This is a genomic window from Shewanella sp. 3_MG-2023 (assembly GCF_030548765.1).
Taxonomy (GTDB): Bacteria; Pseudomonadota; Gammaproteobacteria; order Enterobacterales; family Shewanellaceae; genus Shewanella.
This window is the reverse complement of sequence record NZ_JAUOSH010000007.1, coordinates 53,687-76,707: the sequence shown is the minus strand read 5'-3', so window position 1 is coordinate 76,707 and position 23,021 is coordinate 53,687. Positions and strand designations below refer to the sequence as shown.

Here is a 23,021-nt window from a genome sequence, read left to right as displayed (position 1 = left end):
ACCGCAAGGATATAGTGTTAATTGGGTAAACCACTGTGGAATTTAAAATCGGTATCTGGGGTTAAAATAAGCTCAGCTTCAACCTCGGTCAAAAACCTTACTCTGTCACTAATATCTTTATCCGATATTAACTCGGCCAACGTCAGGTAATCTTGGTAGTGACGAGCTTCAGAGCGAAGTAGCGATACGTAGAATTTACTTAATTCTTCATCCAGATGCGGGGCAAGTTTGGCAAAACGTTCACAAGATCTGGCCTCAATTAGTGCACCAATAATTAACTTATCGACTAATGCATCTGGCTCGAAGGTTTTAACATGTTTCAGTAAGCCTTTGGCATAACGTCCGGCCTCTATTAGCTCATACTGTACCTGTTTTTTTTCCATCAACTCCATTACTTGATAGAAATGATGTAATTCTTCTTTGATCAGCAATACCATTTTATCAACTAACTCTTGACCATAAACACAGCCTTCACGCACTGTGATTTGTTTGCTGACGTTACTTTTTCCTTTAAGAGAGGCTAAATCGCCGACCTTTTTATAGGCAAACTCTTCGTATGGCTTTATCCATTGGGATAACTGCTCAGCACTGGGTTTATCCACCGCGTATTTCCTAATTAAAAACATCGCGCTTTGGGCGGCTTTTAACTCACAAATCATATGATCACGAAGAATGATGGATAAGTTTTCAGGCTTGCTGGCCATTTCAATCCACTTATCAGGTGTTTCACAATTCAAAAAAGAGTAAATCGGCTCAAGTAAACCCTGCTCATACATCATTGAAGTACCACTAAATATTTTATGTGGCGCCATTGTATTAAAAAAATGAAACAGATACGACAACCCATCTGCATATTCTAAGATTGCATTAAGCAGCAAATAGATATTTAACAATCATCAACTAAGTTACATTAACGTCGAATATTTACATATAAATCGACAATCTAAAGAGAAAAATACTGCATGAGCTAACTTCTGATGAGCTTATTAGCTTTTTATACTGATAAAACAACAATAGCACTTGACGAATGGCCGCTAATGTTCAATAAATAGTCTATACATCTGCGTAACAATAGTTGCTTAAGTTGTATTTCAATCACCTTTAATGGATAAGCTTCGATAGGGATGAAGTTATTACTTAAACGGCTCACTAGTAACGAGTGCATTAAGTATGTGTAGGACTGATTAAGGCGATTGATATATGGGGCTATGATCAGTTCGTCTGAAGTTTGGCGAGCTATGTATGAAATGCTAAACAAGGATAATAACAATGATATTGAATCACCTAATGGGGCTATACACTCATCCGAAACAAGAGTGGCAAACAATTGAACGTAATCACGAGGCAGTTAAAAGCAGCCTTAGTCATATCTTACTTATCGCCTTAATTCCTGCTGTGTGCAGTTTTGTAGCAACCGCTTATATAGGCTGGCATCCTGCTAACGGCGAGCTACTATTTCTCACTCCACAAAGCGCCATGTTCATGTCAGTGGGTATGTACTTTGGCCTCATTGCTGGCGTATTTGCACTGGCATATTTATCTTATTGGATGGCAAAAACCTTTGATGCCGCACCAACCTTCACTCAAGCACTTGAGTTAGCCGCCTATACCGCTACACCATTATTTATGGTTGGCATATCAGCGCTATACCCTGTGTTATGGTTTATGATGTTAGTGGGCCTTGCAGGCTTAGCCTACTCAGTATATCTACTTTATGCTGGTGTCCCCATCATTATGAATATCCCTGAAGAAAAAGGCTTTATTTACGCAAGTTCAGTCGTTACTGCAGGTTTAGTGCTATTGGTCGGATTAATGGGCACTAGCGTTATATTATGGAGCTTAGGCTTAGGACCTATGATGCAGTAAATGTTTTTGTACTATATTTAAAAGGCGCTTTCGCGCCTTTTTTGTTATGGCTCGGCCCATAAAGTGAGTTTGAACTAAGGTGATATATGACCCAAAATACCTATCAAAAAATCCTTTTTGTATTGCTGCTTCTAGCGGGTTTATTTGCCATCAACTACTGGGTTAAGTCATCCACTACAGAAAATGAGACTGATACTACTGGTACAAACGCGACTAAATCTCCAACGGCAACAATTGAGCCAGATGTTAATCATCAATATATAGATGCCGCAAACAACAAACTCACAACTAAAAAACCGCAAACCAAGGCCTCAACAGAGATTATTTTAAACTCGCTCGATCAATTAATTGAATTATTCGACTCGTTAAATTACAACAAACAAAGCTGGGATGCCGGTGTAAGGGAAGTACCTCGATTAACCTTTGATAGCGTGAGTGAGAATTGGCAAAAAACCTCAAATGAGATCCCTGTACAGGTTAAGAAAATGGTTTTTTTCAGATTAATGGCGCCATTAATATTACTCAGTAATGAAAATATTATTTTAGAGCGAAAATGGGTGAAACAGGCTGAGCTAACCGATAACAAGCTTATTGATATCGCAACAAAATACAAGGTCATCCCCGATAAGCAAACACCATTAACTCAAGATTTGCGAAAACAACTGCTTAAGCGCGTAGACATCATGCCGCCATCATTAGTGCTAGCCCAAGCGGCTGAAGAAAGCGGCTGGGCGACATCGCGATTTACCGTTGAAGGTAACGCCTTTTTTGGCCAGTGGGATTTCAGTGGCAACGGCATGGCTCCTAAAAAGCAAAGAACAGAGTTAGGCAATTACGGTTTAGCACGATTTAATACTCCGCAAGCATCCGTTGAGGGCTATATGCTAAATATCAATACCCATGCAGCCTACCTTAAACTGAGACAAATGAGACAGCAATTACGTTATGAGAAAAAACCGATTACAGGCCTTAAATTAGTCACCACATTAGATAAATACTCCGAACGTGGCCAAGCCTATATTGATAGTATCCAGCAGATGATCCGTTACAACAAACTTGATCAAGTGGACGCCGCCTATTTAAGTGATGGTGCGCCAATACACTTAATTTCCGCAAATAACCAAGCCAGTTCTACTGATGATTAACCAAAAAAATGCCAGAACAATATTGTTCTGGCATTTTTATTAACTGACTTAGGGATAAACTACCCCCAGTAAAAGCTACAGGTAAACTTTAAGCAAAAGAATCACGTAGTGCCACAGTTAAGTTAAACACTAAAGCCTCTTTTGATGAATCCTTGTTATCAGCGCAGAAGTAACCTTCACGTTCAAACTGGTACGCTTTTTCTGCCACTGCATTGGCTAAGCTTGCTTCAGCGACACCCTTAAGCACAGTTAAAGAGTCATCGCTTAACACTTCGTCTAAGGTTTCAAAAGCTGCTGGAGACGCTTCAGTAAATAAACGGTGGTATAAACGAAATTCAGCTGGTTTGGCCGTTGTCGCTTCAACCCAATGAATAACACCTTTAACTTTGCGGCCATCACTTGGGTTCTTACCCAATGTTTCATTGTCGTAAGTACAATAAACCGTGGTGACATTACCGTCTTCATCTTGATCAAAACGTTCAGCTTTAATCACATAAGCATTACGTAAACGAACTTCTTTACCAAGTACTAAACGCTTAAAATGCTTATTAGCAGACTCTTTAAAGTCTTCGGCATCGATGAATAACTCTTTACCAAATGCAATTTCGCGGGTACCCATTTCAGGTTTATTCGGATGCATTGGGGCATTAATTATTTCAGGTGTATCCGACGGGTAGTTTTCAATTACCACTTTAATCGGTCTTAACACAGCCATGGCACGAGGTGCATTTTCGTTGAGCTCTTCACGAATACACGCATCAAGCACGCCACCTTCAATAAGGTTTTCTTGCTTTGTAACACCGATACGTTGGCAGAATTCACGAATAGACGCCGGAGTATAACCGCGACGGCGTAAACCTGCGATAGTTGGCATACGAGGATCATCCCAACCAGACACGATTTCACGCGTTACTAAATCGTTCAATTTACGTTTCGACATCATGGTGTATTCAAGGTTAAGTCTTGAAAATTCATACTGACGTGTACGGTTTGGTTGATTAAAATCATCTAAATGATCTAACACCCAATCATACAAACGACGGTTGTCTTGGAACTCTAAAGTACATAACGAATGAGTGATGTTTTCAATCGCATCTGAAATACAGTGAGTAAAATCGTACATTGGGTAAATGCACCACTTATCGCCTGTTTGATGATGGTGAGCAAAACGAATACGGTAAATAACCGGATCACGCATACACATGAATGGTGAAGCCATATCGATTTTAGCCCGCAGTGCACACTCACCCTCTTTGAATTCACCTGCACGCATTTTTTCAAATAGGTTCAAGTTTTCTTCAACTGAGGTATCACGGTAAGGGCTATTTTTACCAGGTGCTTTTAATGTGCCACGGTACTCGCGTGTTTCTTCAGCATTTAAGAAGCACACATAAGCTAAACCTTTTGAGATTAGCTCAACCGCATATTGATGTAATTGATCGAAGTAATTCGAAGAATAACGAACTTCACCTGACCATTTAAAGCCTAACCAACGTACATCATCCTGAATAGAATGAACATAATCGATGTCTTCCTTTTCAGGGTTAGTATCATCAAAACGTAAGTTACATTGACCTTGATAATCTTGTGCTATGCCAAAATTTAAACAAATAGACTTTGCATGGCCAATGTGTAAAAAACCATTTGGCTCTGGCGGAAAACGGGTTTGCACACTGGTGTGTTTACCACTTTTTAAGTCTTCATCAATAATATTACGAATGAAGTTACTTGGACGTACTTCGTTGTCCACTTGGCTCATGGAGTTCCTCTTGGTGCACGATGGTGAAATTTATGACCTTTGATGATCCTACAGATTTACGCGAGTTACAATGCCTGTTTGCTAAAAATAACCCTCAAAAAACAAAAAACCAGCATTTCGTAAAATGCTGGTTTTAATTTGAACACAAAATCTCTTATTCAGTGATGATTTTAATTCCTGGGATAATCTGTTGACTCTTTTTACCTTGCTTTTTAAGCCAGAAATAAAAGCCCACTAGCGCAATAGAAAAGAATGAAATCCACCCGATAGATTGCACTGGATGCTTAGCAATGTTGGCACCTTGATATACTACCGTTGCACTGCCATAAGCTAATGCAAAGGTCCATAGCGCAGCAAATCGAGCCCACTTAGCACCAAACTCATTCACTAATGCGCCCATTGCCGCAACACAAGGCGTGTATAGCAAGATGAAGAGCAAATATGAGAATGCTGCAATTTTGGTTGTGAAACCAGCTTGCAGTGCACTGAATGTTGAACTATCAACTTCAAGCTCTGCAGCGGCTTCTTCTAAATTTTCGACATTTCCAACATCAATTGATAAAGGATCTTCAGGGGCAATACCCAATAAGTTTTCAGGGATAGTACTTAATGCCTCAGAAAAACTTTCAGACAGACTCGCTAACTCTTCATCTTCGCCTGCTGGCGTGGCATATAAGCTGTTTAATGTGCCAACAACCGCCTCTTTTGCAAAAATACCAGTGATAATACCTACTGTTGCAGGCCAGTTATCTTGCTCTACACCCATTGGTGAGAAAAATGGTGTTACTTTTTGGCTTAATACACTTAGTACTGACTCGTTACTGTCTTCATGGCCGAAACTACCATCGGTACCAATTGCATTGACAAAATTCAGTAGCGTCACCACGATAACAATGGTTTTACCGGCACCTAAAATAAAACTTTTAGTACGTTTAACTGTGCGAGAGAAAACTGCTTTCGCTTTTGGCATTTCATAACTAGGCAGTTCCATCACTACCGCGCTGCTTGAACCTGGCAATACTGTGCTGCGAAGTAATAAACCGGTACCAATAGCAGCAAAAATACCAATGATATACAGTAAAAATACTAAGTTTTGACCTGAATCAGGAAAGAACGCCGCAGCAAATAGAGCATAAACAGGAAGACGAGCACCACATGACATAAAGGGCGCCATCATGCCGGTAACGATTCTTTCGCGCTCACTACCTAAAGTGCGTGTTGCCATAATGGCAGGTACAGAACAACCAAAACCGACAATCATTGGTACAAACGCTTTGCCGGGTAGACCAATGCGTCTCATTAATCCATCAACGACAAATGCAGCACGAGACATGTAACCCGATGCTTCAAGTACTGATAAAGCAAGAAATAGTGCTGCAATAACCGGTATAAAGGTGGCCACTGTTTGAATGCCCTGACCGATACCGCCAGCAATAATTGTCACTAACCATTCTGGAGCACCAATTGTGGTTAACAATGCACCTAAATGATCGACAAAAATAGCCCCTGCTGTAATATCAAAAAAGTCGATAAACGAGCTACCAACATTGATACTGAACATGAACATTAAATACATCACTAACAAAAACACCGGAACACCGAGTGCTGGATGTAAAATCAATTTATCAAGCTTGTCACTAGTGCTTTCAAAATCACCCACTTCAACAGATTGGCTAAATACCGTCTCAACAAAATCAAAACGGGTGGTTGCCACTAACACTTCAACGTCTGTTCCTGATTGTTCCGCAATTTTAGTACAATCATTAACAACATCTTTTAAGCTAGTATTATTACATTTTCCACAGCCATTACCGTTACCAAGCATAGCAAGTGCTCGGCCGCGACTTAGATCGCTAGCATGTTGTTGCAGAGTTTGCACGCCCGCTTCAATACGCTCATCATAATTAAGCATTAAAGCAGACTCTGAGATTTCGCCTTTGAGTAACTTTAAGACTTGATCTTGAACCTGTTTAACATCGTTTAGTTCTCGTGAACAAACGGCAATAACAGGGCAACCAAGCTCTGCAGACATTTTCTTAAGGTTGACTTCGATACCTAATTTTTTAGCCGCATCAATTTTATTCAACACCACAACCATTGGAATACCCAGCTCTCTTAATTGAACTGTGAGGTAAAGATGTCGCTCGATATTGGTTGCGTCCACAAGATTGATGATGCCATCAATTCTTTGTTCGGCGAGATATTGCTGGGCGATTTGTTCATCTAAAGAACAGTCACAGCTATTTCCTGCCGGTAATAAATCATAAATACCTGGTAAATCCGTCAAATGGATATTGGTGTTATCAAGAGTGAAATAACCGGTTTTCTTTTCTACCGTTACGCCAGACCAATTACCCACCTGCTGATTAGAGCCCGTTAATGCATTAAACAGCGTTGACTTGCCTGCATTGGGATTACCTACGGTGACGCAATGAAATTCTTTAGTCATTTGTTTTTATTACCTCAATAACATCCGCTAAATCACGGCGCATACATAAACGGCTACCACGTAAATCTAATTCAACTCCTGAACCCATCGGCGCTCTGCGTAACATTTTAAATGACGTATGAGGAGTGATGCCCATAGAGAGTAATTTACGCTTTACTGTTTGAGGTAAAGAGAGTTGGCCAACCTCTGCAATCTTAGCGCTATCGCCGGGATTGAGTTCACTAAGCTTCATAAAGCAGTTACCTTGGGATTATAAATATGAATTACACTAATTTTATATGAGCTAACTAAGCAAAACCTTTACCTAGATCATGTTTTACGAGTGCAAACGAGAATGGTTTTCAATTGTATTGTCAATTATGTGATAAAAGCCCAAAAGAAAATAGTGCTTTGAGTATTATATTTTGATAACGGCTAAATTGGCTGCTTATATGAGGTGTTTGTTTACTTAAATGTTAACGAGTGTCTTGAGTAAGTAGGCCAAAAGTAAATTCATCATGCCAATCGGGGCCTATTTTATAATTTTGTCTTAAGCAGCCTTCAGTAATAAAACCACAAGCCGTCATTACCTTGGCTGAAGCGAGATTGTTAGTTGAACAGATACCAATATACTTGTGGACCCCAAATTGATGGATCCCCCAATCAATAACTGCGTTTAAGCTTTCAGTAGCGTAACCTTGACCGGACATCTCAGGTGCTATGATATAACCTACCTCAGCACGCCTTAGCAAGGCATCATCACAATGAAAACCTGTAAAACCAATAAAAGCACCGGTGTGAATATCTTCAATCACTAACGTTAACCACTCTCCTAAATCAAACTCCCACGGTGCAAGTCTTGAATTAAATTTCTGTTTAATGGCTAACTCAGTCATTGGCTCACAGATATATTGGATGACATCAGGATTTTGATGCAGGCGGTTAAAACTGTCCCAATCCTCCTTGATTAAGGTTCTAATTTTTAATCTGTCAGTATATAACGCAATCATTAAGTGGTGACCTCCAATAAAAAAGGCAGCCTAAGCTGCCTTAATCAACATAAGGCGTTTAGCCTCTGCTGGTTACTTCTAATAAATGGTAACCAAATTGAGTTTTAACTGGGCCTTGTACTTCATTTAAAGGCGCGCTAAATACGACTTCATCAAACTCACGAACCATCATACCTGGACCGAAAGAGCCAAGTTCTCCACCTTGTGCACCTGATGGACATGATGAATGGGCTTTAGCAATTTCAGCGAAGTCTGCACCTGCTATGATTTGCTGCTTAAGCGTTTCACATTGTTCTTCAGAACTCACAAGAAGATGCCTAGCTGTTGCCTGTACCATTTATAGCTCCTTTGGCAGTTGATGCCATTAATTAGTCATTTTTTTATAAAAAATAAAAGGGAGCATACATTGCTCCCTTGTTACTCAGATTACATTTACTAAACTATCAGTTATTGGTTATTTTGCCAATTCGGATTCAATCCAGCGGGCAATTTTTTTCTCCATGACTGCCATAGGTAACGAACCGGTTGTTAAAATTTGATCATGAAAGCCCTTAAGATCAAATTTATCACTAAGCTGGGCTTCAGCATCAGCACGTAATCTTAAAATAGTCAGCTGACCAATTTTGTAAGATAACGCCTGACCAGGGATAGCCATATAACGTTCTACTTCCGCAATAATGTCAGACTCTGCCATTGGCGAGTTGTCCTTCATATACTGAATAGCTTGCTCACGGCTCCAGCCTTTAGCATGTAAGCCAGTATCAACCACCAACCGCATTGCACGGAGCATTTCATCAGATAGCTTACCAAAGTACTGATAAGGATCGCTGAATAAGCCCATTTCGATGCCTAAGTACTCAGCATATAATGCCCAGCCTTCTTCAAATGCAGTATAACCTTGGAAACGTTGGAACTCAGGAATACCGGTTAACTCTTGTTTAATGGCAATTTGAAAGTGATGCCCAGGCGCGGCTTCATGTAAAGAAAGCGTTGTCATGCCCCACTTAGGCTGTGCTTTTAAATTAAAGGTATTAATATAAAACACACCAGGACGTGAGCCATCTACCGCAGGAGATTGATAAGAAGCCCCTGCTGCTGATTTTTCTCTAAAGCTTTCAACAGGTTTAACAACATAATCAGCTTTTGGCATCACGTTAAAGTATTTAGGTAACTCTTTATTGATGTCATCTTTTAGTGCCATATAGCCATCAATTAAGCCTTGGCGCTCACTAAAGAAATATTCTGGATCACTTGAAAGTGATGCGAAGAAAGCGCTTAAATCACCTTCAAAGCCAACTTGTTCACGTACTGTATCCATTTCAGTTAAAATGCGTTTTACTTCTGAAAGACCAATTTGATGAATTTCATCAACCGGCATTTTAGTGGTGGTATGACTATTTGCTAGCGTTTGATACCACTCTTTACCATTAGGTAATCCCCACCAACCATCAGAAGCTCTTGCGTGGGAAAGATAACTATCTTTAAAATAATTTCTTAAATCTGTTAAAGCTGGAATTAACTGAGATTGAATAAGCTTACTGTACTCTGCTGTTAATTGAGTCTTATCTTGCTCACTAAAGTCTTCAGGCATGATATTAATTGGTGCATAAAATAAGCTTTGCTTAGCCTCTTTAACCAATTGAGCATCTAACTGCGGGATAATACGTTCAACCAAGACTTTAGGTAACACAACTTTACTGGCGATCCCCTCATCCATTCTTGCTTGAGCCAGGCCTATCCAATTGATAAAACCTGTAAGACGACCTAACCAGTTGTTATAATCTTCAACGGTGTTAAAAGGCTGGGCACTTTCACCACTGCCCAATTGGATCATGCTGATAACCGTACTGTAAAACTGATTCATTGGCATAAAATGCTCAGGATACGACTCGGCAACAAGATCCATATGACGGTCATACATGAACATATCAAAGCTTAATTGTAAATCTGCAGGAAGTTCATTTGCATTAATTGATTTTGCTCGTTTTAGAAACTGACTATTTAGTTCATGTCGTTGTTTTAGGTAAGCCTCAGTTAATGAACCACCAAACTCAGCGTTGTAATCATTAACCCCTACATAGGTTGCATAGATAGGTTCTAATGCTAACAGTGCTTTAAAGTAATCATCCGCTAAAGCATTATATGCTTGTGCTGCTGTCTGGCTACTTTGTTGCGCGCTTTGTAGACTTGCGGTGCTTGAGTTGTTTGGACTTGTTTGCTCGCTGCATGCTTGAAGCGATAATAAAGAAGCAATAGCAACGGTCAGTAATGTTTTTTTCATCATCAGATCCCTGTCAGAGCCACAAATTTAGCGGCCTTAAAATATGATTTATCTTTTTAGTTATTATTTACAATGTATCGCAATTAGTTGTTATTAGTTAGCAAATAATTGTAACTGAGAATAACAATCTATTCTCTTTATACCTAAAAATACGACTCAAAAAAAAAGCCCCTTGAAAGGGGCTTTTTTCAAATTAACCAGATTACAAAGTAATATTGTTAATTCGCGCTTTTTCTTTGATATAAGAAATATAGCTGTTAGCGCTGCGCTTCGTTTTGCTGTGTTTAGCAGCACGATTTGCGCGCTTATAAGCAGACTTATATTGCTTCAAACTTAAATGGGCTAAAGTTAACTCAAGTTCAGCTTCACCTGGCTCATCCAAACCTGCTGCAAGTGCTTTTTCAAACACAGGAATTGCAGCTTTAGGCTCTTCAGCGATAGCAAGAATTTTACCTTGTTTAAGGTATAACTCAGCATCACCAGATAACTCAGCAGCTTGACCATATAATTTGGCTGCTTGCTTGAAGTTTTTAGCATTATGGTAGAAACCCGCTAAGATTTTAATCGACTTTTCAGTCTCTTTAATCATTCCCGATTTCATGTGCTTTTCATAAAGCTTAGCAGCGTTATACGGCGCACCATTTTGCGACATAAGTTGTGCTAATCGAGTAATGTTAGCGTCAGTTTCTAAAAAACCATTTTTATAAGCTAAATCATAAGTTTGCAATGACTTGGTATAGTCTTCAGTCATCAAATAAAATTGCGCTAACTGTACCCATAAACGTTTATCGTCTTGGAACAGCGGTACCATAATTTCGAGTACCTTTACCGCTTCTTTATACTTCTTTTGATTGAAGTATGCAGTTAATTTCATTTGATAAAGGCCTTTATCAGGCTTCTCTACTAGAGAAAGTCCTTTATCGGCAACTTCAAGTACTTTATCCCACTGCTTAAGTTCGCTGTATGCAATACCGATACGACGGTATACAACAGGGTCGACTTTACAAGTAAAGTCCATCCACTTGTAGTAGTAAGGAATAGCGTCTTTAAACTTCTTTTCTTGTAGTAATAAGTCAGCATACAAACGTAATGTTGCTGCGTGATCTGTACCACCAAGAATGTCAGCATCTACAGCTGTTTTTAAATACTTGATTGACGTTGCCATTTGACCTTTTTCAGCATAGAAAGAACCGATCATTCGTCCTATATACGCTGCATCAAAATCATTTTTGGTATTCACTTCAAGCAAAATTTCAATTGCTTGGTCCAAACGTCCTTCTGTGTATTCTTCGAAAGCTTTTTGAACTTTCTTACCAGCACTAGCACCAACTGCACGAGATTGACGCTCATCAATTGGACATTTTTCAGCTGCTTGAGCAGTTGAAACTGTGAGTAGCGAACTACCACACAAAGTTAGTAGCAACGCACTAGCGATTTTATTTACTTTACGCATTATCTACCTCCTTTATCCAATGTGAAATCAAGTTGTACAGTCATACCAGGAACCTTCATAGCCTTACCATCAATGATTTTAGGCTTGTATTTCCATTTCTTTAACGCACGAACTGCTTCGCGGTCAAAAATACGTTTAGGTTCTGCTTTAATAACTTTAACGTCTTCGATGCCACCTAATTCGTTGATGGTAAATGAAAGTTGTACATAACCTTCTTTACCATCACGTGCTGCAGCAATTGGGTATTGAGGATCAATACGTACAATTGGTGTTGCATCACCGTCACGTGTCATCATGTTACCAAGTTTAAAACCTGTGCTAGCACCGCCAGCGACAACACCACTCATGTTAAATGCCATATTCGTATCAATATCTGATGACGTATCTGGCGGAGTAGTATCCGGTTTCGGTGGTTGCTCAGGTGGTGCTGGTGGCTTAGGTTTAACCCTAGGCTTATCCTGCACTTTCGTATCCTGCTTATCCATACTGATCTCAATAATAGGAGAATCAGTTGAAGTGTCGGCGCGTTTAGCGCCGCCACCGACCAAGAAGGCCATGAAGACAAACAGGGCGAAAGTAACAGCAGCACCAACTATGAGTGATACTATTGCTCTCAGCATATTAGTCTTTCCCCGCTGAAATCGAGATTTTGTCGATACCCGCTTTCTTTACGTTGTCCATAACCTTAACTACAAGGCCATGTTCTGCTTCTTGGTCTGCTTCGATTAATACAGCCGCTTCTGGTGCTTCAGCTAACATACGCTCTACGTTCGCTGTTACACGCTCGATGTCAACCTGACGGTTTTCCATCTTAATTACGCCTGTCTTACTCACACCAATAAAGATGTTTGCAGATTTTTGTTGTGTCGCTGTAGAAGCTTCAGGTTTCTTATAATCAAGACCTGATGGCTTAATGAACGAAGTCGTCACAATAAAGAAGATCAACATGATAAACACGATGTCGAGCATCGGAGTCATATCTACTTGTGCTTCTTCTTCTACACTAAAATGCTTTTTACGTGCCATTTTCAATACTCTCTCTAGTGGTGTGGCAAGCTATCTTTTAGCTTTTCGAGACTAATTTTCAATTTTGCATCTAATCGAGTGCTAAAAAATACACCTGATAGTGCTGCTACCATTCCTGCCATTGTCGGCATGGTTGCCATTGAAATACCAGCCGCCATCATACGAGCGTTACTCGTACCATGAACTGCCATCACATCGAACACTGCTATCATTCCGGTTACGGTACCTAGTAGACCAATCATTGGACAAATGGCTACTAATGTTTTGATAAGCAGCATACGAGCATTCATATCTTGCTTAGCTTGGGACACCCAAGCTTCACGGATACGGTGTGCATACCAAGAGGTTGAATCCTCTCTATTATTCCATGCGTTGATAATCGCTTTATGCTCTTTTGGTGCAGTTAAATTGATATACCAAAAACGCTCAAGCATTAACACCCACATTAGAAATAGCACTGCCGCTACCAACCAGAGGATATCTCCTCCGGTGGCCATGAAGCCCCTGACAGAGTCCCAAACATCCATCAGGATTAGCATCATTAGTCAGCCCTCTTCTCAGCGTGCTCTGCAATGATACCAGCGCTTTGTTCTTCAAGAACTTGAACTACTGACTTGCTACGAGCGATAACAACTGCGTGCATAAGCATTAGAGGAAGTGCAGCAACAAGACCTTGTACCGTTGTCATCAATGCCATAGAGATACCACCTGCCATTAGACGTGGATCACCAGTACCGAACAATTGAATTGTTTGGAAGGTTGCAATCATACCGGTTACTGTACCAAGTAGACCCATCATAGGCGCGATAGCTGCTAGAACTTTAATGATTGAAATACGTGCTTCTAGAGCTGGCGTTTCTTTCAAAATAGCTTCATCAAGTTTAAGTTCAAGCGTTTCAACATCAACGTCTTTGTTTTCTTGATAAACTTTAAGTACACGACCTAATGCGTTATTACCTGGGTTTGCAGTATCTTTACGTTGAGCTTTAACTTTAGCACCAACAATATAAAGAGTAACTAAACGCTCAATTGAAATTAGCGCACCAAGAACAAGTAAACCGATGATGATGTAACCAATTGGTCCACCCGCTTCAATACGCTCTTCGATTGTCGCTTTTTGAGTGAATACACTTAGTAACACACCACGTGCAGGGTCAACAAACAGCTTTTCATAGCCAGAAGTCGCACTTGTAAATGACTTAACACTTGATACTTGTGCACTACCTGGTTGCTGTGAAAGCTCTTGGATTAGACCAAGGTCAGCGTTGTAAACAACGTATTTGCCATCAGCAAGTAAGTTATATGCACCAACACGAGTAACTGTAGTATTAGTAACACCGCCATCTAAACCTGTTACATCAGCATCGAAAGTAACAACTTTACCAGATTCGACCATTTCAAAAAGTTGAGCTTCCCAGAATTGTTCTAGCTCATTAATTTTTGGAAGTTCTTTACGAGCACCAAGTTCTGCAATAAATGCATCACGGCCAGGGAACTGTGCAGTAATGTTAGAACCAACTAACTTACCAGCAAAGTCACCTGCTTCACCTTTAACAACACCGAACATTTCGCCTAAGTCACCAGAAGCAATCTTACGATCTTCTTCTAATTGTGCGATTTTACGTTCGTTATCAGTAAATGCTTGCGCTAGATCTTTACCACGTTGTCTTTCAGCTGCAAGCGCTGATTTTTCACGTTTAAGAAGAGCAGCTTTATCGCCACGCTCATTTAAGAACTCTGCTTCACGCTTCTTATTGGTTTTAGTCGCATTAGCACGGTCTGTTTGAACTTGCTTTAATAGTTGTTCAATCGTTTTTGGTGCATCTGCAGCGCTAACCATACCTGATGTTAGTGACAGAGTTGCAGCAACGATTGCTGTAGTAATAAACTTTTTCATTATTGTGCAGCCTCCGCAGCAGGGATTGGTAAGGCGAATAGATCAGGAGCACCTTGACCACGAGCCTGTTTAATAGCTTTGCTTAAGTTACGAAGATAGCTATCTTCTAACACATCCCAACCTTTAGTTTCTGCGTTATACATCCAAGCTGACTTTTGGTCTTGGCTTTGAGCGTATAGGCTTACACGACCGAAGTTTAAGAAATCAACTAGAATTTCTTTACCATCAATTTGTAATTGACCAGTTTCTGCAATTAACTTAGAACCATATTCACGTTCAATGTTATACGCATCTAAGATCAAGCGGTACTTTTCAGCAAGTGTTACTTCAGCGCTATTTAATGTATCTTTTAAGCGTTGAACACGAGCTTCACGAGCGTCTTTGTTAAATGGTAAGTCTAAAGCGATAAATTGCTCTAAAGCGTCTACCATTTTAAACATTAAAGGAACAACACCTTGTCTAAGAGCATCAACACCGTCGATATCGTCTTGGATAAGTTTCATTGTCGCCTGTTGGTCTGCAACCAATCCGGCAACATAGTCATTGTATGATTTTAAAGATTCGCGTTCGTCAGCAACTGAGCCATACTCAAAAAGCATGTCTTGTGCTTGATCAAAATACTTATCAACTTTGTTTTGCGACGCAGCAGCATCAGCATGAATTTTGCCGTCTGCTTTTTGTACGTCACTTAGAGGATCTGCAATCACGAAGTTGCTGCTAGCTAATGCAAGCGCGCCAACAAGTGCAGTAGCGATTTTTGTTCTATTGCTTACCTTGGACATAGTTCCCAACCAATTTATAGTGAATTAGAAAGCTTTAACTCGAAAGTAACAACTGCGATTTTATTGTTAACCGATGTTGCACTCACTAAGTGTATCTTTCTCTTGTGATTGTTAGTTTTTTCTTCCCTATTCTATACCCGCTAAGGCATAGACCCGCTCGCATCATTTCACAAAATGTTGACCTGTGTCAACAATTGAGAACATCAAAAACTAGTGAAAAGGAGAGTTAACAAGGCGAATCTGTTTGAAAGAGTATTAATTGAACATTTGATTTTAGTTTAATGAGTAAATCTTAAACAATTGCATAAAAAAATGCCCGTTACTTACGTAACAGGCATTTTGTGTCCAAAACTATTAATTAAAATGCATATGAACCAGATAAGTAGTAAGTACGACCGTAAGAGTCAGTATAACGTGGATCATAACCTACCTGATGTCCTGCACCGCCTGAACGTAAGCTCAGTGATGGCTGTTTATCTAATAAATTATTAATACCAAATACTACGCTTGCGTGATCGGTGATATTCCAACGTGATTGATAATCAAGTTTGGTATAAGAGCCCACTGATAGTTGTACATCTTGACAGTCACCAAAGGCATCATTTTCTGTTACGCTACAGACTTCTTTAGATTGAAATTGATCTAAATAGCCTGAACGATAGTTAAAGGTAAAGTTATGATAAAAATCATCATGCTCATATCCCGCTTGTAACTGACTAACGACGCGGAATGTTACTGCATTATTATCACCAAACTTACCTAAACTTGAAATATAATCATCGGTAGTACCTGGACGAGTATACTCACTTTCAATGGTGTAAGTTCCGGTCAAGCCAAAGTGAACTGTACCGTAAGAAAGATCTGTAGCACTATTAAAATGCCAATCAAGACCTGAGTTTTTAGATTTACCTACGTTCACGTTAGCTTGCAAAATAGCTAACTCATCTATGCCTGTTGCGGTATTTGTTTTATAAGTAAATAAATCATAATACTTTTCAGGTTCAGCAAAAATCTGTGCTTCAGTTAAAGAAGTAACAACATCTTCCATTTCAACTGCCCAGTAATCAAGTCCAAAACTAAATTGGTTAGATGGAGCATATACAAAGCCTGCAGAGTACTGAGAAGATGTTTCAGATTTTAGACCTGGGTTGCCTTGTGAAAATACATTATATTGCTGAGAACCAGGCTTACACCAAGCTTCTTTTGCATCTCCAGTACCTTCAAATGGACATTGGTAATTACCACCAGTTACACCTGCTTCTGCACGTGGTTGACCGATTGCTAACATTGATGGCGCTTTAAAGCCAGTGCCATAAGATGCGCGTATTAGTAAGTCTTCAGTTGCTTGCCAGCGGCCGCTTAACTTATAAGTAACATCATCATCGCTATCATTTATGGTTCCGCCATTTAGATTATCATCTACTGCACCAATGTTGTCATAACGTAAAGAACCGGTGATATCGAATGTATCTGTTAATGGAACATTTAATTCAGCAAAAGCACCATATACTTCTCTAGACATAGAGTAAGGTTGATCAGCACTTAAGAATAGTAAGATAGATTCTTGGTTTGCATCAGATAGCGAATAATCATAATCATAGGTTCTATAATCTGCACCTGCTGCAAAGTACGCATCATTACCATTAACTTCAAATACTGGCATTGATAGTTTAAAATCAAGAGCATTCATGACTGTCTTAGAATTAGACCAATCACCACTGTAAACAATACCTGCAGCATCTACTTCTTCTTGAGTTACTGTACCTGCAGGAGCAAAGATATCAATTGCGCCACTTTCTACAGCATCAACAAATTTAGACTCAATTAACCAACCTGTTGGGTAGTTTTGATCCGTATCATTCACTGAGTATGTATAAGCTGCGTCAAAATCAATATTGTCACCAATAGTGCCTTCTAAGCCAGCAACAAGATGAGTAGATTTAGTGTTCCACTCAGTTGTACGATTTCCTGCTGGCAATGCACGCCAAACACCTAATCCAAAATCAACATCCTCTGGATTGTAACCCGCAGGTAAATTAGGAGTAAAATATTGATCAAATAACGGACTGTCTGTTGAAATCAGTACGCCACCAGATGGATATGGTGCGATACGAGTTGTCATTGAATAATCTGAATAAGTACCTTCTACAAAACCAGTTAAATTATCGGTAATTGCAAAATCAGCTTTTAATAAGAAACTATCACGCTCTGACTCAGGTTGAATTTCAATAGTCGTTGTATAATCGAACCAGCACCAATCACCAATAGATGATGTATTTTCTGCACAAACACCAGTTTCATTGCGATTTGGGTTAAAATCTTGAGTTGTACCATCAGCAAAGTAAAAACGACCATTTCCTGGTATTGCATTTGGTGAGCCGTTAAAGAAAAATAAATCTTTACCTTTGCTCTCAAACTCAATCATGCCAGTTTTTGCGAAGTCACGGTCTGTAGCTTTTAGTTGCTCTTTGCTATCATGGCTATACGATAACATTACGTTAAAGCCATCAGTGTCAATATCACCAAAACCAGTCGTGATACTACCATTCCAGCCCGAACCACCGTCTTCTTCAGGTAGTGAGTAACGACCTGTGATTGTGGTTTCGTTTACATTATCTTTTAATACGAAATTTACAACGCCAGCAATAGCATCTGAACCATATAATGCTGATGCACCATCAGTTAACACATCTACGCGTGCGATTGCACTTAATGGTATTGAGTTCAAGTCGATAGTACTTCCTGAACCACGTGGCGCCATACGGCGTCCATTTAATAACACTAGCGTATATGCTTCACCAAGATCATGTATCGAAGCAGTACTAGTACCGCCACCACTACCACCAACTGAATCAGATGTAGTCGTAAAGCCTTGCATTGCAGGTAATTGCTGCATTAAATCAGCAACATTGTCTACACCTGTGCGTGCAATATCCTCTGCTGTCAGCACTGTAACGGGCAATGAACCTTCCATGTCTGTGCGTTTAATTGCAGAACCTGTTACTTGAATACGTTCTACTTTTTCGCCTTCTTCAGCAGCGAATGCTACTGGTGAACTAAGTGCTGCCGCAGCGGCACCGCTAATCATTGCTAGACGCACTGATTTAGCTAATAAATTCTTATGCATTGTCAATCTCCCTGGACTTGTGTCTTTCTTATTGTTCCAACCTTATTAATTTAGGTTGGTTAACGAAGTTGAACATCGCTCAACCACATTTCGTATGCAATAAAATCACAAATAAAACATTAATTCAACATATGTTTCATTAATATCGGGTAAGTTAACATGTTTAGAATGGTTATTTCGTCCACAAAAACATACAAAAATAGAGAATTAAACTACACAACCACCTTAAGCCTCTGTATTTAATAGCATTTAAAAATAACAAATAACAATTTAAAATATTGCAGAATTGTTCCAATCGGCTATTTTATACCCACAACAATAAATAGATATGTGGTCAAATGACCTTCGAGACTTACAATTAATTAACAAGCAGACGGTCGCTATGAATTTTAAAGCAAAAAAAACACCCCTTTCGGAGTGTTTTAATGGGTAGTTGTTAAATTTTAATTTTATAAAATGTAACGAATACCGAAGCCAATGCCATCATCTTCACTGATCTTCATTTTGTCTTCGTTTGTTCCGCGGAAATCACTGCTGTCGATACGACCTTCAAAATAAAGGATAGTGTTTGTATCCCAGATATAATGAATACCTGCTGTAGTGAACTGACGCTTAAATACTTCACCTTCATCAGCGCCTAATACGCTATCAGCATCTAACATGTTATATGCTAAGAAAACACGGATGTTGTTGTCAAAACGATATGATACTAATGACTCTACACCTTTCGCACTTTCAATCATACGGCCAATGTTATCTGTGTCATGAAATTTATTTTCATTGTAGTTCGCAGAGAAATAAATACCTTCTGCATCCCAGTTACCATAAGTTACGCTTAAGCCGTAAATTTCATCACGCTCTTCAATGCGGGTGCCGTTCTCTAATTCACCTTCAAATTTACCCGTGTTGTAACCAATACCAACAGATAATTCATCAGTGAATTGATACATAGCCGATAAACCGAAGGTATTACCGTATTCTACAGTACCTAGTGACTCTTCATCACTAATACTTGGTGCATCAGAAAAACCATCTACGTTCTCATCTTCGTAAATAACGAATTCATTTTGCTTTAACTGTACTTGCGCACCAAAACTGAATTTATCAAACGAGTTACGGTATTGAATGGTTTTATCACCACGGCCTACACCGTTAATAGCGCCATCAGCTTTATTGTATGTGTATACACCTGCAGCATTACCATCCCATACGATAGGGTAGTTTGTTCCGGCAACAACGTCGTACCAAACACCCCATTGCTTACCTAGGCTGATTGAGCCGTAAGTATCATTTGATACGCCAACGTAACCTAAACGGTTATTTAGAAAGTCATCGCTTTGTGATTCAAATTGACTACCAGCACTATAAACGATTTCACTGTTACCGAATGGGTTAACACCCCACTCGAATTTAGCAAAGGTTGCCCAACCATCATTCATTTGACGATCAAAGGCGAAGTTAATACGTGATGCGCCATTGACGATTTCAGTTTCACCTTGGCCACTATAAATACGTGCATCGATGAAACCACCAATAGCAACAGAGTTTTTCTCATCTTTATAGATTTCGATAGCAGAAGCTGTTGGTACAAACATAACTGCTGCAAGTGTTGATGCGATTAAAGTCTTTTTCATCGAGCTAAACCTTCCCATTTCATTTTCATCATTAATTATTTTAAATAATCTATTTGCATAGAATTTTTCCATTAACTGAAGGCTAGCATGATGAATTAGCATGAAACAAAGAGATAAATCGATTAAATATCATAATAAACTAAATAAGCACATTGCAAAGCACAAACCACTACCAAAAGACATAAAAATGATAACGTATCACCATAAATTACACAGCCAGCAACATTAAAGTAACAACATCTGATTGCTCACAAGACTATCAAAACTGTCACCTTTGAGCCCTAATACTGGTTCTGCAATGGGCTCGATTTGTTTATCAAGGTAATATTGGTAATCAATTGATTCATTGGTTGCTTCTATAGGTTGCGCACCATTCAGAGTCATCCTGTAAGCGATCATGGTGCCTCTTTTACCAAGCTCCGAATTACCTGTTATTTGACATAGACGCGTTGCGGCTTTCACATGTGGTGAAGATTTAGCCGTATAATCTTCAATGTTACGTTTTAGGCGTTTTCTAAAAATTAGTTCATCATCAAATACACCATTTTGTAGCCCAGTAATTTGCTCTAGCAAATAACCTTTTACATCGCCATGAGTAAATAACAACAAATATAAATGATATTGCATTCTTCTAGCTAAAGGGCTCCAGTCGCTTCTGACTTGCTCCATACCTTTAAAAGTTAGCGCTAATTGCCCCTCCTTGTCAGTGGTCGCCCCTACATAGCGTTTTTTACTGCCAGCATCAGAGCCTCTTAAAGTCGGCATAACGAATTGATTAAAGTGGCTTTCGAACTCAAGTTCTAGATAACTTTGTATTTGAAATTCGTTAGCACAAAACTCAGCCCATTTTTGGGTCACTTTCTGCGCCAACATATTACCTAACTGATCAATATCATTTACTTGATGGTCTTTACCTAACCACACAAAGGTAGAATCGGTATCACCATAAATTACCTTGTAACCCAACTCTTCAATCCAAGCTTTTGTTTGCTTCATGATTTGATGACCACGCATAGTAATTGAGCTTGCAAGCTTGGCATCATGGAATACGCAGCCTCGAGAACCCAATACGCCATATAAAGAGTTCATGATTATTTTAATGGCTTGAGACAGAGGTTGGTTGTTAAGTTTTTTGGCTTGCTCGCGCTGCTGCGCGAGTGTTGCGATAAGCTCTGGTAATATTGGCTTGTCTCTGCTAAATCGGGCATTGAGAAACCCTGGTACAGTCACGTCGTTAGACTCTTGTTCACCTACAACCAAGCCTTTGGGATCAATCAAAAACGTTCTAATAATTGATGGATAGAGGCTTTTAAAGTCCAACACTAAAACATCTTTGTAAAAACCCGGGATAGAATCCATCACATATCCACCAGGAGATTCAAGCCCATCGCTTGCTGGGTGAGCAGGGGCAACAAAACCGCTTCGATGTAAGTGCGGTAAATACAAATTATTGAAAGCAGCAACGGATGCACCAACGCGGCCAAATTCTAAGCCGGTTAGTTTGGCCCGTTCAATGGCAAATGCCAGTAACTGGGTTTTATCAAAAATATCCCATACTAGGCGGCAATCGGTAATATTATAAAACGCCAACGCGGGTTTATCATGGGCAAACAAATGACAAATTTCTTGGCCACGATTATCTACATGATCAATAGCCTTGCCTTCATTTAGTAATTGTTGCGACACATGCTCTAATGAATAGCGTTCAAAATGATAAAAAGCCGCTTTAATCCAATCGATGCCATCTAATACCACTCGGCCAGGCAAGGATAAGGTTTCAGGGCGATGCTTATCTTCAACCTTCCAGCTTAGTAACGTTTCGCCTCGGCCTATTGTTAAAGGTATAGAATGTAACTGACAACGTTTATACAATAGTGACAAATCAAAAGTGACGACCGCCCAGCCAATAATGACATCTGGATCATATTCAGCAAACCAAACAATTAAGCGCTTAATGAGCTCAACTTCGTCCGCCACCCACTGGATATAGCTTGCTGAATCTTGAGGCTGCCCCACCATAATGACTAATTGGTAATCTTCACCATATAAGCCAACTGAATATAACTCGCCACTCGGGCTACATTCAAAATCTAATGAAATCATTGATAGCTTGATATCAGTTGCACTCTTTCTCGCTTTAGTTGAAACGAAAACAGGTAATTTCCCTGTGGGTGATTTTTCTTGAGCGATAAACTCCACATCAAAAGCAATAAAGCGTTCGATTAAGAATCGTTGCTCGACCCTTATATCAGCTTCATAAATTTCAATACCCATGTCATTAGCAATACGCAATAATTGCCGTTGAACACTAGCTGATTTTAAGTAAATACAAGCGATAGCTTCATGGTTAAAGTTTTTAAGCGCAACAGTTTCTATTCTGCAACCTTGGTGAATATGCCCGGTTAGCTTTGGTATATCTATTTGACGACAAAAACACACCACTTCAGCCCCGTTAACTTCAATCAGTACAGGTCCAGTTGCGGTTTTTAAATAATATTGCAGTATAAGTTGACCATCACGAAAAGCTGAATGCCGCGTCAACACTCGCCCCTTGATAGAAGTCATCTTATTTACGCTTGATGTCATAGTTTTTGGCTCGATTAAATATTTCGT

At 39.6% G+C, this 23,021-nt stretch carries 18 protein-coding genes; 2 read left to right on the top strand and 16 right to left on the bottom strand.

What is annotated here, in order from left to right; genetic code table 11:
• Positions 1 to 17: 17 nt before the first annotated feature.
• Positions 18 to 779, bottom strand: coding sequence for a tRNA-(ms[2]io[6]A)-hydroxylase (locus tag Q4591_RS05805; protein ID WP_303459911.1), 762 nt, complete (start codon positions 777 to 779; stop codon positions 18 to 20).
• A 490-nt stretch (positions 780 to 1,269) separates the two neighbouring features.
• On the opposite strand from Q4591_RS05805, the gene Q4591_RS05800 reads away from it, so the two are divergent.
• The gene (locus Q4591_RS05800; protein WP_102440512.1) at positions 1,270 to 1,866 is read left to right on the top strand and encodes a Yip1 family protein; all 597 of its coding nucleotides are present in this window, start codon (positions 1,270 to 1,272) and stop codon (positions 1,864 to 1,866) included.
• Positions 1,867 to 1,952: 86 nt separating this feature from the next.
• Complete coding sequence (locus Q4591_RS05795; protein WP_102440511.1) at positions 1,953 to 3,011, top strand: glucosaminidase domain-containing protein; 1,059 nt, start codon at positions 1,953 to 1,955, stop codon at positions 3,009 to 3,011.
• A gap of 88 nt (positions 3,012 to 3,099) precedes the next feature.
• Here the strand turns inward: Q4591_RS05795 and glnS are convergent, their stop codons facing one another.
• The 15 genes from glnS to Q4591_RS05720 form a co-directional block, all read right to left on the bottom strand.
• Entirely contained in the window at positions 3,100 to 4,770 is a 1,671-nt protein-coding gene (glnS, locus tag Q4591_RS05790) for a glutamine--tRNA ligase (protein WP_102440510.1), read from the bottom strand.
• 154 nt (positions 4,771 to 4,924) lie between these two features.
• Positions 4,925 to 7,219 (bottom strand): Fe(2+) transporter permease subunit FeoB, encoded by a 2,295-nt coding sequence (feoB, locus tag Q4591_RS05785; RefSeq protein WP_303459907.1) that lies wholly within the window; start codon positions 7,217 to 7,219, stop codon positions 4,925 to 4,927.
• Complete coding sequence (locus tag Q4591_RS05780; protein ID WP_102531826.1) at positions 7,212 to 7,451, bottom strand: FeoA family protein; 240 nt, start codon at positions 7,449 to 7,451, stop codon at positions 7,212 to 7,214. Before Q4591_RS05780 ends, feoB begins: the two co-directional genes overlap by 8 nt.
• Before the next feature lie 223 nt (positions 7,452 to 7,674).
• Positions 7,675 to 8,208, bottom strand: coding sequence for a GNAT family N-acetyltransferase (locus Q4591_RS05775; protein ID WP_303459903.1), 534 nt, complete (start codon positions 8,206 to 8,208; stop codon positions 7,675 to 7,677).
• Between the two features lie 58 nt (positions 8,209 to 8,266).
• Positions 8,267 to 8,545 carry a peptidylprolyl isomerase gene (locus Q4591_RS05770; protein ID WP_076537011.1) on the bottom strand — a complete coding sequence of 93 codons (279 nt, stop codon included), beginning with the start codon at positions 8,543 to 8,545 and terminating at the stop codon, positions 8,267 to 8,269.
• Positions 8,546 to 8,662: 117 nt separating this feature from the next.
• Entirely contained in the window at positions 8,663 to 10,489 is a 1,827-nt protein-coding gene (locus Q4591_RS05765) for a DUF885 family protein (RefSeq protein ID WP_102531827.1), read from the bottom strand.
• A gap of 202 nt (positions 10,490 to 10,691) precedes the next feature.
• Complete coding sequence (locus Q4591_RS05760) at positions 10,692 to 11,942, bottom strand: tetratricopeptide repeat protein (RefSeq protein WP_102519798.1); 1,251 nt, start codon at positions 11,940 to 11,942, stop codon at positions 10,692 to 10,694.
• Complete coding sequence (locus tag Q4591_RS05755) at positions 11,942 to 12,562, bottom strand: energy transducer TonB (RefSeq protein ID WP_076537016.1); 621 nt, start codon at positions 12,560 to 12,562, stop codon at positions 11,942 to 11,944. The genes Q4591_RS05760 and Q4591_RS05755 overlap by 1 nt, the downstream gene beginning before the upstream one ends.
• A gap of 1 nt (position 12,563) precedes the next feature.
• Complete coding sequence (locus Q4591_RS05750) at positions 12,564 to 12,968, bottom strand: biopolymer transporter ExbD (protein ID WP_076537018.1); 405 nt, start codon at positions 12,966 to 12,968, stop codon at positions 12,564 to 12,566.
• Positions 12,969 to 12,982: 14 nt separating this feature from the next.
• Positions 12,983 to 13,510, bottom strand: a complete 528-nt coding sequence (locus Q4591_RS05745; protein WP_076537019.1) for a MotA/TolQ/ExbB proton channel family protein — start codon at positions 13,508 to 13,510, stop codon at positions 12,983 to 12,985.
• Positions 13,510 to 14,865: a MotA/TolQ/ExbB proton channel family protein gene (locus Q4591_RS05740; protein ID WP_102476363.1), complete on the bottom strand. Its 1,356-nt coding sequence runs from the start codon at positions 14,863 to 14,865 to the stop codon at positions 13,510 to 13,512. The genes Q4591_RS05745 and Q4591_RS05740 overlap by 1 nt, the downstream gene beginning before the upstream one ends.
• Positions 14,865 to 15,647, bottom strand: a complete 783-nt coding sequence (locus Q4591_RS05735; RefSeq protein WP_102436074.1) for a DUF3450 domain-containing protein — start codon at positions 15,645 to 15,647, stop codon at positions 14,865 to 14,867. The genes Q4591_RS05740 and Q4591_RS05735 overlap by 1 nt, the downstream gene beginning before the upstream one ends.
• 358 nt (positions 15,648 to 16,005) lie before the next feature.
• Complete coding sequence (locus Q4591_RS05730; RefSeq protein WP_303459900.1) at positions 16,006 to 18,774, bottom strand: TonB-dependent receptor; 2,769 nt, start codon at positions 18,772 to 18,774, stop codon at positions 16,006 to 16,008.
• 449 nt (positions 18,775 to 19,223) lie between these two features.
• On the bottom strand, positions 19,224 to 20,408 hold the full coding sequence (locus Q4591_RS05725) for a porin (protein WP_303411066.1): 1,185 nt from the start codon (positions 20,406 to 20,408) through the stop codon (positions 19,224 to 19,226).
• A 225-nt stretch (positions 20,409 to 20,633) separates the two neighbouring features.
• A complete protein-coding gene (locus Q4591_RS05720) occupies positions 20,634 to 22,973 on the bottom strand; it encodes a DNA polymerase II (protein WP_303459897.1) in 2,340 nt (779 codons plus the stop codon).
• Between the last annotated feature and the right edge of the window lie 48 nt (positions 22,974 to 23,021).